At 38.5% G+C, this 15,904-nt stretch carries 17 protein-coding genes and 1 tRNA gene; all 18 read left to right on the top strand.

All coding sequences use genetic code 11. The annotated features are described in order from the left end of the window. Positions 1 to 183: 183 nt before the first annotated feature. The 18 genes from AOB46_RS20045 to AOB46_RS20130 all read left to right on the top strand — a co-directional run bounded on the left by AOB46_RS20045 (position 184) and on the right by AOB46_RS20130 (position 15,889). Positions 184 to 1,041: a hypothetical protein gene (locus AOB46_RS20045; RefSeq protein WP_062702725.1), complete on the top strand. Its 858-nt coding sequence runs from the start codon at positions 184 to 186 to the stop codon at positions 1,039 to 1,041. A 168-nt stretch (positions 1,042 to 1,209) separates the two neighbouring features. Beyond that, on the top strand, positions 1,210 to 1,983 hold the full coding sequence (locus AOB46_RS20050) for a ParA family protein (RefSeq protein WP_062702727.1): 774 nt from the start codon (positions 1,210 to 1,212) through the stop codon (positions 1,981 to 1,983). 69 nt (positions 1,984 to 2,052) lie between these two features. Continuing rightward, positions 2,053 to 2,943, top strand: a complete 891-nt coding sequence (locus AOB46_RS20055) for a ParB/RepB/Spo0J family partition protein (RefSeq protein WP_062702729.1) — start codon at positions 2,053 to 2,055, stop codon at positions 2,941 to 2,943. Then, complete coding sequence (locus AOB46_RS20060; protein ID WP_062702731.1) at positions 2,943 to 3,590, top strand: DUF5683 domain-containing protein; 648 nt, start codon at positions 2,943 to 2,945, stop codon at positions 3,588 to 3,590. The genes AOB46_RS20055 and AOB46_RS20060 overlap by 1 nt, the downstream gene beginning before the upstream one ends. A gap of 68 nt (positions 3,591 to 3,658) precedes the next feature. Continuing rightward, positions 3,659 to 4,360, top strand: coding sequence for a 4-hydroxy-tetrahydrodipicolinate reductase (dapB, locus tag AOB46_RS20065; protein WP_062702733.1), 702 nt, complete (start codon positions 3,659 to 3,661; stop codon positions 4,358 to 4,360). Positions 4,361 to 4,491: 131 nt separating this feature from the next. Further along, positions 4,492 to 6,234, top strand: coding sequence for a signal peptidase I (gene lepB, locus AOB46_RS20070; protein ID WP_062702735.1), 1,743 nt, complete (start codon positions 4,492 to 4,494; stop codon positions 6,232 to 6,234). Between the two features lie 56 nt (positions 6,235 to 6,290). Continuing rightward, positions 6,291 to 6,905: a WbqC family protein gene (locus AOB46_RS20075; protein ID WP_185113895.1), complete on the top strand. Its 615-nt coding sequence runs from the start codon at positions 6,291 to 6,293 to the stop codon at positions 6,903 to 6,905. Positions 6,906 to 6,968: 63 nt separating this feature from the next. Next, positions 6,969 to 8,645, top strand: a complete 1,677-nt coding sequence (locus AOB46_RS20080; protein WP_062702737.1) for a S8 family serine peptidase — start codon at positions 6,969 to 6,971, stop codon at positions 8,643 to 8,645. Between the two features lie 124 nt (positions 8,646 to 8,769). Beyond that, entirely contained in the window at positions 8,770 to 9,261 is a 492-nt protein-coding gene (locus AOB46_RS20085; RefSeq protein ID WP_062702739.1) for a lipocalin family protein, read from the top strand. Between the two features lie 25 nt (positions 9,262 to 9,286). After that, the gene (locus AOB46_RS20090; protein WP_062702742.1) at positions 9,287 to 9,976 is read left to right on the top strand and encodes an OmpA family protein; all 690 of its coding nucleotides are present in this window, start codon (positions 9,287 to 9,289) and stop codon (positions 9,974 to 9,976) included. Between the two features lie 107 nt (positions 9,977 to 10,083). After that, complete coding sequence (locus tag AOB46_RS20095; protein ID WP_062702744.1) at positions 10,084 to 10,971, top strand: decaprenyl-phosphate phosphoribosyltransferase; 888 nt, start codon at positions 10,084 to 10,086, stop codon at positions 10,969 to 10,971. Then, positions 10,968 to 12,287, top strand: coding sequence for an FAD-binding oxidoreductase (locus AOB46_RS20100; RefSeq protein WP_062702745.1), 1,320 nt, complete (start codon positions 10,968 to 10,970; stop codon positions 12,285 to 12,287). The genes AOB46_RS20095 and AOB46_RS20100 overlap by 4 nt, the downstream gene beginning before the upstream one ends. Then, positions 12,288 to 13,013 (top strand): SDR family NAD(P)-dependent oxidoreductase, encoded by a 726-nt coding sequence (locus tag AOB46_RS20105; RefSeq protein WP_062702747.1) that lies wholly within the window; start codon positions 12,288 to 12,290, stop codon positions 13,011 to 13,013. A 4-nt stretch (positions 13,014 to 13,017) separates the two neighbouring features. Continuing rightward, entirely contained in the window at positions 13,018 to 13,605 is a 588-nt protein-coding gene (locus AOB46_RS20110; protein ID WP_062702749.1) for an HAD-IB family hydrolase, read from the top strand. A gap of 23 nt (positions 13,606 to 13,628) precedes the next feature. Beyond that, positions 13,629 to 14,099 (top strand): hypothetical protein, encoded by a 471-nt coding sequence (locus tag AOB46_RS20115; protein WP_062702767.1) that lies wholly within the window; start codon positions 13,629 to 13,631, stop codon positions 14,097 to 14,099. Positions 14,100 to 14,101: 2 nt separating this feature from the next. After that, positions 14,102 to 15,277 (top strand): cysteine desulfurase family protein, encoded by a 1,176-nt coding sequence (locus AOB46_RS20120; RefSeq protein WP_062702751.1) that lies wholly within the window; start codon positions 14,102 to 14,104, stop codon positions 15,275 to 15,277. 86 nt (positions 15,278 to 15,363) lie between these two features. Beyond that, a complete protein-coding gene (gene trxA, locus AOB46_RS20125; RefSeq protein WP_040995543.1) occupies positions 15,364 to 15,681 on the top strand; it encodes a thioredoxin in 318 nt (105 codons plus the stop codon). Between the two features lie 134 nt (positions 15,682 to 15,815). Then, positions 15,816 to 15,889: transfer RNA gene (locus tag AOB46_RS20130), tRNA-Asp, on the top strand. The last annotated feature ends 15 nt before the right edge of the window (positions 15,890 to 15,904 follow it).

Raw genomic sequence — 15,904 nt, forward strand, 5'->3', positions numbered from 1 at the left:
CCATCCGGCTAATTTTATTTGAAATGTTAAACTTTAACCTTTATCATAATATTTTTTAAAATTATGGTGTTTTGATAATATTTTGGCAAATGTTTTGATATTAACTCATTGCTTATCGATAAGGCTAACAGATTTAATAAATCAATTAATTGATTGTACTAACAGTTTAAATATTTAATAGTGATGAAACATATACATCAAAATCAGGAATTTCGTTTTAACGAAGTCCTGTTTGAGCACCGTAACAAAGAATACGGAGCCTACGTTTTAAGAAATGAATCAGACAGAATATTAACCAAAGCCCTTTTTATCGGAGTAAGCTTACTGGCCGCAGTTTCAATAACCCCTTTTGCCATTTCAGCATTTAAATCAGATGCACCGTCAAAAGGACCGGATGGAGTAGAGATTACATTGGTAGATCCTGTTATCCCGGATGATCCTGCAACGCCACCTGCACAGGTATTGCCTCCAACAGTAACACCACCTCCTGCAAGAGTGAAACAGTTTGACAGTACAGTTCCTGAACCTTCATCAACAGCCCCGGATGATACCAGTAAAAAAGAACCTATTCCGGATGATGCGGTAGCAGGTTTTAAAAACGACTTTACAGCAGAACCTATTAAAAGAGGAGCAGAGCCAATTAACCTTGAAGGAACAGGAAAAGGACCCGTTTTACCTTATGTTCCGCAAGGGCCGCCAGCTCCGAAAGGTCCGGATAATCGTATTGTTACAGGTCCTGAGCTAGCCTCCGAAGCAACATTTGAAGGTGGGATTAACGCTTTCAGAAATAAAGTAACCAGCAATTTTGATGGATCTTCATTTGATGGAAGCGGGGAGACCATGAGAACTGTTGTTACCTTTGTAGTAGAGACCAATGGAACAATCTCCGGAATTAAAGCAGAAGGAGGAGATGCAGATTTCAACAGAGAAGCTTTGAGAACGATAAAAAGTATCAAAGGAAAATGGAATCCCGGATTGAATAAAAACGGTGAGGCCGTAAGAAGTTATTTCAAGTTCCCGATCTCAATGAAATTTGAGTAAAAGGACAGAATAAACAGATATTAAAAAGTTATCCACAAAGAATTTTTTTTGTGGATAATTTTTTTTATTGCTAAATTGCTTATTAACAATATTTTAACTCAATTTTAAATTTCACCGTTTATCGGGAGCAAAGAAAAAAGTGTATTTTTGAAACCTAAAGTTCGAATAATGGCAAAAATCATAGGTATCGCTAATCAAAAAGGAGGAGTTGGAAAAACAACAACAGCTGTAAATTTAGCCGCAGCATTAGGGGTATTGGAAAAAAAAATCTTAATCATTGATGCAGATCCGCAGGCCAATGCAACCTCAGGCCTTGGTGTGGAGGATGTTCAGTATTCTACATACAACTTGTTAGAACACAGTGCAGATACAAGATCATGCATCAAAAGAACAGCAACCCCGAATCTGGATATCATCCCGTCTCACATTGACCTGGTAGCAGCTGAAATTGAACTGGTTGACAAGGAAGACCGTGAGTACATGCTGAAAAAAGCGTTGGCAGAAGTAAAAGCTGATTACGATTATATTATCATCGATTGTGCTCCAAGCTTAGGACTTATTACGGTTAATGCGCTTACCGCTGCAGATTCCGTAATCATACCGATCCAGTGCGAATATTTTGCATTGGAAGGATTGGGGAAATTGTTGAATACCGTTAAAAATGTACAGAAAATTCACAATAAAGACCTTGGTATCGAAGGACTTCTTTTAACCATGTATGACAGTCGTTTAAGATTGTCCAATCAGGTAGTGGAAGAAGTAAATGCCCACTTCCCGGAAATGGTATTTGAAACCATTATCAGCAGAAACGTGAGATTGAGCGAGGCTCCAAGTTTCGGAGAAAGTATCCTGAACTATGATGCTGAAAGCAAAGGAGCAGTACAATATATTCAGCTTGCTGAAGAAGTATTGCTGAAGAACGAAAATTTAGTAAAAAATTAAATTAATCAATAAATGAACATCAGGTGGATTTAACTGCCACTTATCAATCATCATTTATCAAGAATATCTATGAAGGACAAAAAAAGAGCTATGGGACGCGGTTTGGGCGCTATTTTAAGTGCCGAATCCAAAGCAACGATCAACTCTGCGACCGATGAAGGTGCAGATAAGTTTGTAGGGAATATTGTAGAAGTAGCCCTTGAAGATATCTACCCGAATCCGACCCAGCCGAGAACTTATTTTGACGAAAAAGCATTAAACGAACTTGCCCAGTCCATTAAAAACTTAGGCGTAATTCAACCGGTTACCTTAAGAAAAGACGGCGAGAAATTCGAGATTATATCCGGGGAAAGACGTTACCGCGCCAGTAAAATTGCCGGGCTTCCCACAATTCCTGCTTATATCCGTCTGGTAAACGATCAGGAACTTCTGGAAATGGCCCTTGTGGAGAATATCCAGAGAGAAGATCTTGATGCTATTGAAATTGCTTTGACTTATCAGAGGCTTTTGGACGAGATAGGACTTACCCAGGAAAACCTGAGCCAGAGAGTAGGGAAAGACAGAAGTACCATTACCAATTCTATCAGGCTTCTGAGACTGAATCCCGATATTCAGAACGCCATCAGAAGCGGTGAGATTTCTGCCGGACACGGACGGGCAATCATCAGTCTTGAAAGCGAAGAACATCAGCAGGTCTTATTTGATCTGATCATTAAGGAAAAACTGAATGTCCGTCAGGCTGAACAGGCTGCAACGGCACTGAAAAACCCTAAATCACCCGCAGCGAAAAAGGCAAGTGCCGAGCTTTCCAATAACTATAAAAAAGCTCAGAAAACCATCGCTGATATTTTAGATGTAAAAGTGGAGATCAAAACCACAGGAAACGGTAAAAAAGGTAAAATTGTCCTGGACTTCAAAAACGAAGAAGAACTGGAATATATTTTATCCCATATTAGATAATGAAGAAAATATTTTTCACATTTTTTCTGTGCATCACAGCACTGGCCTATGCACAGGTAGCTCCCATAGATACGGTCCGGATGCAGGAACGCCCGAAAGACAGTATCATATCGGTGAAACCTGTTAAGCCGTCAAAAACCGAAGCTAAAATAATAGCAGATCTGGAACAGGCGAATGGCCCAACCAAAAAAACAATAAAACTTAATCCGACAAGAGCAGGACTTTACTCCGCTGTGCTCCCGGGATTAGGGCAGTATTACAATAAGAAATATTGGAAAATTCCTGTTGTTTGGGGAGCGGTAGGAGCCGGAGTAGGAATTGCCATATGGAATGATAATCAGTATAAAAAATACAGAGAATACTATATTGCAAAACTTAACGGAACGCCAAACGAATTCGTAGACAGCAATCCCGGATTGGATAAAAGAGCACTGGCGAATGCTCAGGACAGATCCAAAAGACAGAGGGATTATGCCATAGCCATTACCGGCCTGATCTATATTCTGAATATCATGGATGCCGTAGTAGATGCACACCTTTACGAAAGCCGTCATGATCCGGATCTTACGTTCAATCCTACAGTGATTCAGGATCAGTATGGGTTCTCACCTCCTAAAACAGGATTGACTTTAAGTTACAGATTTTAACAACCAGATTTTAATAAAGCCTGTTCAGACTGAAAAGTTTCGGAAGGCTTACAAATAAAGAATTTCATATGAGAATAGCATTAGTTGGATACGGTAAAATGGGTAAAATTATTGATGAGATCGCTCAGAAAAGAGGTCATGAAGTAGTAGCCCGTCTGAAAGAAACTCCAACCACTGAAAATCTGAATAATCCTGATGTGGTTATTGAATTTTCACTGCCGGAAGCAGCATACGATAACATCAAAGCCTGCCTTGAAAATAAAATTCCGGTTATCTGCGGAACAACAGGGTGGCTTGAGAAAAAAGCCGAAATTGAAAAGTTAGCAGTAGACAACGATACGGCATTCTTATACGGATCCAACTTTAGTTTAGGAGTAAATTTATTTTTTGCCCTGAACGAAAAATTGGCTGATCTGATGAAAAACGTGGATGAGTATTCCTGCCAGCTGGAAGAAATCCATCACATTCATAAAAAAGATGCACCAAGCGGAACTGCAATCTCTATTGCTGAAGGAATTATCCGGAATAATCCGAAATTTGATGCTTGGAAACTTGAAGAAACCCAAGGCAAAGAATTGGGAATTTTTGCCGTTCGTGAAGACGAAGTTCCCGGTACTCACAGTGTGTTTTACAGAAGTGAAGTAGACGAAATTGAAATAAAACATACGGCTTTCAACAGGAATGGCTTTGCATTGGGAGCTGTAGTTGCCGCAGAATGGATCAAAGACAAGAAAGGAAACTTTGCCATGAAAGACGTTTTGGGGCTTTAATTTGTAACAAATTCTTTAAATTGCAGACCAATAACAGAAATGATGAATAATGAATTGTCAATAGCACAACAGCTGTTATCATTTATTATTCATCATTAATTATATATTATCAGAATAGGCACAAAAAAATTATGAATTATTTTCTGACTTATACAGTATATGTTCTCATTTTATCCGTATTAATGGGGATTTCCACCTGGAAGCTGTTCAAAAAAATGGGGTATAGTCCTTTATTAGCTTTTATACCTTTCTGTAACTATTTAGTTATTCTAAAGGAAACGGATCATCCAAAATGGTGGGTAGTTTTATCATACTTGCCAATTGTAGGTCCTATTATGATGACAGTATTCCATTTATATTTAATGGATAAATTTGGAAAAAATCTTATTCAGAATAAACTTCTTACTGTCCTTCTTCCTTTTGTGTATATGGCAATAGTAAATTACTCTAAGGATACTGAAATAGAAGATGAACTATATTTGACAGAAGAGCAGAAGAACCGTAAAGAAAAACATGAGAAAATACTGAATGTAACTGCGCAGATTTTTGACTTATTTGTAACAAATGTATCCTCAAGAGTTCCTAACTTTTCTTCAGAAGAAGAAGAAGGGAAAAAGAAAGATACATTCCTTGGGTCTGTTACCTTTGCCGTAGTTTTCGCAACCATTATCCATGTTTTCGTAACACAGCCATTCGGGATTCCTACCGGATCCATGGAAAGAACCCTTTTAGTAGGAGACTTCCTGTTCGTCAACAAATGGAGCTATGGATACAGAATGCCGATGCGTCCAGTTGCTATTCCTTTCCTTCAGGGAACCATTATGGATACAGGGCAGCCAAATAACCCGAAAGATGATCCAAAATCTTATGTAGATGCCGTAAAGCTTCCTTATACCAGAATTTTACAGTTCAGCAAACCTCAGAAAAATGATGTGGTAGTATTTAACTACCCGCAGGATTCTGTACATACAGCCATCGACAGAAAAGATCCTTACGTTAAAAGATGTGTGGCTACAGCAGGAGATACCTTCGAAATGAGAGCCGGAAGACTTTTTGTCAATGGAAAGCCGGAAACTGTTCTTGGAGATCAGGAAGTACAGCACGGTTACCTGGTAACTACAGGAAGCCAGCTTGATATTCCTGCATTGTATAATACCTACGGTTTTCTTCCCGTACAGGAGCAGCAGACACAAACTGGGTTTGTATATGGTTTCCAGGGACTGACAGATAAAATTGCCAAAGAGATTAAAGAACTTCCGCAGGTGATTGATATGAAGGAGAATGTAATGCCAAAAGGAGAAGCATCCATTGCCTACAAAAATGAAGCAAGAACAAAAATAGATACTACCCAGTCTATCTTCCCTGTCAATAAACCTTGGAATCAGGACTGGTATGGTCCGGTGAGAATTCCTAAAAAAGGTGATGTGGTAACCATCAACAAAGAAACCCTTCCAATGTACCGATGGATCATTTCTGAATATGAACATAACAGCGTATCTGTAAATGGGGATCAGATTCTGATCAACGGAAAGCCGGAAGCCAGCTATACCATCAAACAGGATTATTATATGATGGTAGGGGATAACAGAGATGCTTCATTGGATGCAAGATTCTTTGGTTTCGTTCCGGAAGAAAATATCGTAGGAAAACCAATGTTTACATGGATGAGTCTTCAGGGAGTTTTCAAAGACGGTAGTTCTTCTTATCAGGCTCCGTTTAAGATCCGTTGGGAAAGAATGTTTAAAGCAACCAACACCGGAGAAGCCAACAAAACTTCGTATTGGTGGATTGCAGCCATGATCCTGATCTTATTCTTCGGATGGGAGTATTTTGTAAAGCTGTTCAAAAAGAAAAAAACAGAAGACGAATTATAATTAAATTAAACCCAAAATAGAATGAAGTATTTGAAAAAATACTTCATTTTTGCATTATGAATATGACGAATGTATTACTCCCGGTATTTTATATGCCTCCGATCTCATGGTTCTCAGTGTTTTTAAACCCTGAAAACGAAATTATATTTGAACAGTTTGAAAACTTTCCTAAGCAGACCTATAGAAACAGAGCCAATATCTACGGGGCTAATGGAAAACTTTCACTCATTATCCCAATCAACCACAACGGGAACAGAGCATTTAAAGATATGGAGATCTCTTATAGGGAAGACTGGAGAAACCTTCATTGGAAATCTATTAAAACAGCTTATCAGAGTTCTCCTTACTTCGAATATTATGAAGATAAATTCAGAAAGATCTTTGATATGAAAGAAAAATTTCTTTTTGACTTTAACCTTAAAGGCCTGGAAGTCATCCAACAGATACTGAAAACAGAAAAGGCACACTCTTTGAATAAAGAATATATCAAAAATCCGGAAGAGATGAATTTCAGAGACAGATTCTCTGCAAAACATCCTTCAGAATTCGGAATGGAAGAATATTATCAGACTTTTTCCGAAAAATACGGATTTTTAGAAGATCTTTCGGTTCTGGACCTTATCTGCAACAAAGGCCCGGAATCATTAATGTATATTAAAAATATCAAATAATTCGCGGGTTGTCGTAAGAGAGAAAGCGACTGCCTGTGACCTCAATAAAATAAATATCAACATATGAAAAAGGTATTATTAGCGGCTGTTTTTTTAACAGGATTCAGTTATTCTTATGCACAGGAAGCCAAAGCGGCAAACATCGATCCCAATGAAGATAAAGATCTGATGACCTGGTATCATAAAGATTTTTCTTCTTCAAAAGTATACGGGGTAAATACTGAAAATGCATACAAATATTTAGAATCGAAAGGGCTGAAGCCTAAAACGGTTGTTGTAGGAGTTCTGGACAGCGGAGTTCAGGTAGACCACCCGGGATTGGTTAAAAATATCTGGACAAACCCCAATGAAGTTCCCGGAAACGGAAAAGATGATGACGGAAACGGTTATATCGATGATGTTCACGGATGGAATTTCATCGGTGGAAAAAACGCAGACATCGGTATTGACAATATGGAGGTAACAAGAGTAGTTGCTAAATATAAGCCTGTTTTTGAAGGCAACGATTCCTCTAAAAATAAAGCCAATCAGGCGAAAATGCCGGAAGAGTTTGCACTGTATATGAAATCTAAAGAGCTTTTCAATAAAAACAGCATTGAGGCCAGACAAAACTTCCAGACGTATACCATGATCAATGATCTTATTCCTAATATGGTAAGATTATTAGGGGGTAAATCTGTAACGCCTGCAACGATCAGTGCTATTAAGCCGGCAGACCAGAAAGATGCTATTGCGCTTCAGGTTTTAGGTCAGGTTTCTCAAAGTCCTGATTTCAACGGGAAATCTTCAGCAGAATTTGAAAAGCTGATGAAAGAGCAGATGAAAGAAGCACTAGATGAATATACTCCAAAAGCCCAGCAATACGACTTAAGCTATGATCCCAGAAAAGAGATTGTAGGAGATAATTATGATGATTACTCCGAGAAAAGCTACGGAAATAATCACTATGAAGGACCGGATGCAGAACACGGAACACACGTGGCGGGAATTATCGCAGGACTTCCGCAGGGTAAGGTAATTCAGTACGGAATAGCTTCAAAAGTAGCAAAAATCATGACAGTAAGAACCGTTCCAAACGGTGATGAAAGAGATAAAGATGTTGCCAATGCAATACGATATGCGGTGGATAACGGAGCTAAAATTCTGAACATGAGCTTCGGAAAGCCTGTTTCTCCAGGGAAAAATGTAGTCTGGGATGCTTTCAAATATGCTGAAGATAAAGGAGTTCTTTTAGTAAAGGCAGCTGGAAATGAAAACGAAGATGTTGCTGAACATCTGGCATACCCTACCAACTTTAAAAATGTAACAGATGAAAAACCATTTGTTAACAATGTAATGGTAGTAGGAGCAAGCACTAATAAAAATGATGCTTTAAGAGCAAGCTTCTCCAATTACAATAAGAAAATGGTAAATGTCTTTGCTCCGGGGGAAGAAATATATTCTACAGTTCCTAAGAATGAATACAAATACCTTCAGGGAACTTCTATGGCATCCCCGGTAGCAGCAGGGGCAGCAGCGGTATTATTGGCTTACATGCCCGATCTTAAACCTTACCAGATTATAGAGTCATTGGTGAAAAGCAGCAACCACAGTGCAGGGCAGTTTTCTGACTATTCGCAGGCTGGTGGCGTAATTGATGTAAAGAAAGCTGCAGAATATGCATATACCAACTTCTACAACGGAAAAAAATTAACCGGCAGCAAGCCTGCGAAATCCGTAAAAAAGGGTGTTAAAAAATAGTATATCTGCCTGTATATAAGGTTAAAACGTAAAAAGTCCGGAATTTTCGGACTTTTTTATTTTTATTTTTCAATTTTGGCACGGTTTTTTGTAACTTTATACTAACAAAATAATAAACAACAAAATGAAAAAGTTACTACTTGCAGGGATGTTGGGAACATCACTTTTTGCAGTGTCTTGTTCCTCAGTGAAAAAAGCAGAAACATCACAAAACCAAAGATCTGAATACCTTAAGTTGAAAGGTGACTGGCAGATTGTAAGCGTTGATTATGAAAAGGGATACAAAATCAAGCCTTTTGACGAAGGAGCGGATGCTCAGTGTTTTGTAGGCAGTCATTGGAGACTGATCCCGAATAATTACAGCGGTGCTTATACTTTAAACGGAGGAGGTGCATGCCCGGCAGTGACACAACCTATCAAATTTGAAGTTAAAAACGGTGATACTTTCATGTTTAAAAAAATCGCTGCAGGAACAAAAGCTAAGCAAAATACTGCAGGATATTCTTTAACCATCACAAATCAGGCTGCAGATCAGTTCTCTCTAGTACAGGATGTTCCTTTTGACGGAAATACCGTAAAAGTTGTCTACAACTTCCAGAGAACAGGAATGAAATAATTTATAAACATAAAAGATCAAAAAAATGAAATTTACTAAAACATATATAGGAGCACTTTTCTTATCATCAGCTTTGTTATTAACAAGTTGTGAAGCAGTTCAGAATTCTAACCATCAGCAAAGAGGTACTGCCGTAGGAGCTGCATCTGGGGCTGTAATCGGGGGTATCCTTGGAAATAACGTAGGAAAAGGTAAAAATGGTGCTTTAGGAGCAGTATTAGGAGGTATTATCGGTGGCGTTGCAGGTAACGTAATCGGTAATAAAATGGATAAGCAGGCTAAAGATATCAAGGAAACTTTACCGGGAGCTGAAGTAGAAAGAGTAGGAGATGGTATTAAAGTAACGATGAATGAAAGCATCGTGAACTTCGCTTTTGATTCTTCAAACCTTACTTCTGTTGCTCAGGGAAACCTTGATAAATTAGCAAAAGTTCTTGCTGATAACCCGGATACCAACATCAATATCTACGGGCACACAGACAGCAAAGGATCTGATTCTTACAACTTAGCCCTTTCTCAGAGAAGAGCAGATGCTGTAAAAGCTTATTTATCAGGAAAAGGAATTGCATCAAGCAGAATGTTTACTAAAGGAGAAGGAGAGGCAATGCCGGTGGCAAGCAATGATACAGATGAAGGAAGAGCTAAAAACAGAAGAGTGGAGTTTGCTATCACTGCTAACGAAAAAATGATTAATGATGCCAAACAAGGGCAATAATTAATTTAATATATAAATATTTTCGTAAGAAACCGCTTCGGCGGTTTTTTTTGTATTTTTATGCTATGAATTTTGAATTTATTATTTTTGTATCTGAAATAGCATAAATGAAGAAATACCTTAAGCTGCTCCGAGTGGAGCAATGGGTGAAAAACCTGTTTGTTTTTGTCCCTCTGTTCTTTTCAGGAAACATTACCAATATAGATCTGCTAAGCAAAAGTATTTTTGCGTTCATCATTTTTTCGTTCGCAGCGAGTGTAGTGTATATTCTGAACGATTATAATGACATTGAAGCAGATCGTAAACATCCGGAAAAAAGGAGGAGACCCCTTGCAAGCGGTATCATTTCAAAGTCAAAAGCGCTGGGAATTCTCGCGGCACTTATTATCATCGATATTGTTCTGGTCGTTGTGGCCCAGCTTTACTTTCATGAACCCTTATGGAAATTCAGTGCTATTATTGCATGTTATTTTGTGATGAATCTGGCTTATACCTTCAGGCTGAAGCATGTTCCGATCATAGATATTTTTATTATTGCTCTGGGCTTTGTATTCAGGGTATTAGCAGGCGGTTATATTACAGAAATTAATATCTCGAAGTGGGCTACTCTGCTGACTTTTGTACTGGCATTGGTTCTGGCGATCGGAAAAAGGAGGGGAGAGCTCATTAATGCCCAGGTTTCAGGAAAAACAAGACGGGCTCTGGATGGATATAATGTACAGTTTGCTGATATTGCACTTTCCATTTCTGTAACGCTGGCTATTGTATGCTATCTGATGTTTACATTGTCACCTGAAGTCCAGGGGAGGTTTCATCAAAGGGTTTTCTATACTGTAATATTTGTTGTTTTTGCTTTCCTGAGGTATCTGCAGCAGACTTTGGTATATAACAGAACAGAGTCTCCTACAAAAATTGTTTACCGGGACCGCTATATACAAATTACTTTAGTGCTTTGGGTAGCCGCATTTCTAATTCAAATCTACTTTAAAAAATGAAGCCGAATTTCACACAGAAAGTTACAAACTGGGGCAATTTCCCGGTGGTAGAAAAGGAAATGAGATCTGAAGACAGCTTCCGGAAAATCAAAGATTTTGTATTGGGACATAATGAAGTGATTGCAAGAGGAAACGGAAGATGCTACGGAGATGCTTCATTGGGGGAAAATATATTTTCAACCAAAAAGCTCAATAAATTTATTAGTTTTGACCGCCTTAATGGGATTATAGAATGTGAATCCGGTGTACTGCTTTCGGATGTACTTGAGATCGCTGTTCCACAGGGCTATTTTTTATATGTAACCCCGGGAACGAAGTTTGTATCTGTGGGCGGAGCAATTGCTTCCGATGTTCATGGCAAGAACCATCATGCAGAAGGATGTTTCTCTGAATATGTTATTGAATTTAAACTGATGACGGAAAACGGAGAGATCATTACCTGCTCCAGAGAGGAAAACCCGGATAAATTCTGGGCTACAATCGGAGGAATGGGCCTTACCGGGATTATTCTTACTGCAAAATTCAAACTTAAAAATATAGAATCAGCTTATATACGCCAGGAAAGTATTAAAGCAGAGAATCTGGATGAGATCTTCAGGCTTTTTGAGGAAAGCGAAAACTGGACGTATACAGTAGCCTGGATAGACTGTCTGCAGAAAGGGAAAAACTTAGGCAGAAGTATTCTGATGAGAGGAGAGCATGCCTTTCAGCACGAACTTCCTCAAAATCTGGCAAAAAAACCGTTAAGACTGAAAGCAAAGCTGCAGCCTACCGTTCCGTTCTATTTCCCCGGATTTGTTCTGAATGCTCTTACCGTGAAGATCTTTAATCTTTTGTATTATAAAAAACAGACGAAGAAAGAAGTTAAAAACTTTATCGATTACGAAACGTTCTTCTATCCGTTGGATGCCATTAATGACTGGAACAAAATCTATGGAAAATCCGGCTTTATCCAGTATCAGATGGTCATTCCGAAAGAAGCCGGTAAAGAAGGGATGAAGAAGATTCTTGAAACGATAGCCGCAAGCGGAAACGGTTCTTTTCTGGCTGTTTTAAAGCTGTTCGGAAAGAATAATCCGGAGGCTTATAACTCGTTTCCTTTTGAAGGCTATACGCTGGCTCTTGACTTTAAGGTGAATTCAAAACTGAAAAAACTGGTAGAAAAGCTGGATGACATTGTTCAGGAGTTTGGAGGAAGAATTTATCTGACCAAAGACAGCATGAGCCGTTCGTCATTGACAAATTACCTTAAAAATATTCAAAATCCTAAATTTGTGTCTTTACAGCACAAAAGAATCATAAACAATAATTCATAAATGATAGTTCTGGGAAGTACGTCTGAAGTAGCACAGGCGTTTGTTGAAAAGGCCCTCCAGGAAGGAGAAAAATTTGAAAAGATCTATCTTTTCACTTCAAGCAGAGAAACTACGGAGAGATTTGCAAGACATATCGATGTGAAATTTCTTCAGCAGTCTGAAGTTGTGGAACTTGACCTGATGAAAGAAATCGATTACAATAAATTTGATTATATCAATTCAAATGTATTATTTTGTGCCGTAGGATATTTGGGAGAAGGAACAGAGGAAGGTCTTTATGATAACAGAAATACGGAACGCATTATTGATATTAATTATGCAAGGCTGGTTCCGGTGATGAACTATTTTGCCCATAAGTTTGAGAGCAGGAGATCCGGAACCATTATTGGGCTTTCATCCGTAGCCGGAGACCGCGGTAGACAGAGTAACTTTATCTACGGAAGTGCAAAGGCTGCTTTTACAGCTTATTTAAGCGGGCTTAGAAACTATCTGTTTGATAAAAAAGTACATGTTCTGACCATAAAACCCGGGTTTATGGCGACCAAAATGACAGAAGGGCTGCCACTGAACCCTAAACTTACTGCAACCCCCAAACAGGCTGCTGCATGCATTTATAAAGCCTTTAAAAAACAGAAAAATGTAGCCTATGTTTTGCCGGTTTGGAGTATTATTATGATGATTATCAGGAATATTCCTGAATTTATATTCAAAAAATTAAAGCTTTAGCGACATGAGAAAATTGTATTGTTTTGATTTTGACGGAACCCTTACGTATAAAGATACTATGTTTATGTATCTTAAATTCTATGATTCTACCAAATTCCGCATACAGTTTTTAAGACATGTCCCGCTTTTTATTCTGCTGAAACTGAAGCTGGCAGAAACTGAAAAAGTAAAGAAAAGCTTTATTGGTTCCATTCTTAAAGGTCAGACCAAAGAAAAAATCGAAATGAAGTCTAAGCAGTTCTTTGAACAGCATTATCCTAAAATTGTAAGGGAAAATGCTCTTGACTTTATTAAAAATATCGATAGAAATAATACACAGAGTTTATTGGTAACCGCTTCGCTGGACATCTGGGTAAAGCCTTTTGCCGAAGAACTTAAAATGCAGCTCGTTTCTACGCGTGCAGAGTTTAAAAATGGGGTTTTTACAGGAAATTTCATTGGCAAAAACTGCAACGGAAATGAAAAGCTGGTGAGGATAAAAGCTGAAATAAACGATTCTAAATACGATAAAATAATCGCTTTCGGAGATACTTCCGGAGACCGCCAGATGCTAAAATGGGCAAATGAAGGTCATTACCAATTTTTTCATTAATTTTGAAGGGTAAAAATGTAAAAATGAAAAGACTGCTTGTTGTATGTACCGCAATCCTGATGAGCTGTGCAGGAACATCATTTCAAAAATCTTCAGATATGCAGAAAAGCGGAGAATTGCTTGTTTCCGAATCTCAGGGTGGTGCAGACCGGCCGGGATTTTCGGTGATTAAAAACGAACAGGAATACCAGAAAGCCATCAAGGGAAATTCTGGCCTTGTTGTTGTAGAATCAGGGAAAGAGCCGTCTGCGAACTATCCTGCATTTCCGAAAAATAAGAAAGTGATCCTGTACAATCTGGGGAGTTTCAGATCAGGAAATCGTACGGTAACAGCAATTAAAAGTGTTTCTGTAAAAGACAACATTCTGTATGTTGAGGTTCCTTATCAGGAGACCGGAGGAATGGAAATTCAGGTGCTTTCCAATCCGTGGTTTATCTTTGCTGTACCTTCAGACTATCAGTTTACTTCCGTAGAATTAAAATACTCAAAATAAAAATGAATAAAATATATCTGGATAATGCTGCTACGACTCCTCTTTCAGAAGAAGTAATCGATGCAATGGTGGGTACCATGAAAATAAATTTCGGAAACCCTTCTTCTACTCACAGTTTCGGACAGGAAGCCAAAATTCTGATTGAAAACGTGAGAAGACAGGTGGCAGACTATCTTCATGTAACCCCTGCAGAGATCATATTTACCTCTTGCGGAACAGAATCTAACAACATGATTATCAAATCAAGTGTGGAACATCTTGGAGTGCAGAGAATCATCAGTTCTCCATTGGAGCATAAATGTGTTTCAGAGAGTATTCTGGATATGAAGAGCAGAAAAGGAGTAGAGGTAAACTATATCCGTCCTAATGAAAAGGGAGATATTGATCTTAATAAATTAGAAGAGTTGCTAAAAGCATCCGATAAAAAAACACTGGTAAGTTTAATGCATGCCAATAATGAGATCGGAAATATTGCTGATATTAAAAAGATTGCACAGCTGTGTAAAGAGAATAATGCGTTATTCCATTCAGATACGGTTCAGACTATGGCTCATATGAATCTTGATTTTTCCGATGTCATGGTGGATTTCGCTTCATGCAGTGCCCATAAATTCCATGGCCCGAAAGGAGTTGGTTTTGCCTTTATCAGAAAGTCATCCGGGTTAAAAGGAATCATTACCGGAGGACCTCAGGAAAGAAGCTTAAGAGCCGGAACTGAGAATGTATGCGGTATCGTAGGGCTTGGAAAAGCGCTGGAGCTTTCTCTTAACCATATGGAGGAATACACCGCTCATATGCAGGAAATCAAGGATTATGCGAAAGAAAGCCTTTCTGCCGCTATTCCGGGGATTAAATTCAACGGAAGAAGTGCTGAGAAGGAAAACAGCCTTTATACGGTTTTAAGCGCGTTATTACCTTATAAAAACCCCCTGATTGGCCTTCAGCTTGATATGAAAGGAATTGCAGTTTCCCAGGGCAGTGCCTGTTCTTCCGGAGCATCCAAACCTTCCATGGTGATGATGATGGTGCTTTCTGAGGATGAAATGGACCACTGCACGCCGCTTAGGATCTCTTTCAGTCATATGACAACCAAAGAAGAAATTGATGCGCTTGTTGAGGCGTTAAAAGAAATTTCAAAAGACTACACTATAGAAAAAACAAATGTTGAGCATAGATAGTCTTATTGCTCAAAAAGTGTAATTTTGGATATCCAATTAAGGATTTAGAACAGAAAATAATATTAATTTAAATACAAGAAACAAAAATGGCTTTAGAAATTACGGACAGCTCATTTCAGGAAACGGTTTTAAAATCAGATAAGCCGGTATTGGTAGACTTTTGGGCGGTATGGTGCGGACCATGCAGAACGTTAGGACCAATCATCGAAGAAGTAGCATCAGATTTTGAAGGAAAAGCAGTAGTTGGAAAAGTGGATGTAGACAACAACCAGGAAATTTCTATGCAGTATGGTATCAGAAATATCCCTACAGTTCTTATTTTTAAGAATGGTGAAGTGGTTGATAAATTAGTTGGTGTGGCTCCAAAAGAGGTGATCGCTGAAAAATTAAGCGCACACTTATAAAAAAAATAAGTTTGATAATGAATGCCTTCCGTTTTTGGAAGGCTTTTTTTTTCAAAATAATTTGCAGGTAATGAAAAAAGGTGTAATTTTGCAATCACAAAAAAGAAACAACGTTCTTTATCACAACAGAAAATGATCCGGTAGTTCAGCTGGTTAGAATGCCGCCCTGTCACGGCGGAGGTCGCGGGTTCGAGTCCCGTCCGGATCGCAGCTAATTTTAAAA

Origin of the sequence: Chryseobacterium indologenes (assembly GCF_001295265.1) — a bacterium.
Lineage (GTDB): Bacteria > Bacteroidota > Bacteroidia > Flavobacteriales > Weeksellaceae > Chryseobacterium > Chryseobacterium indologenes_A.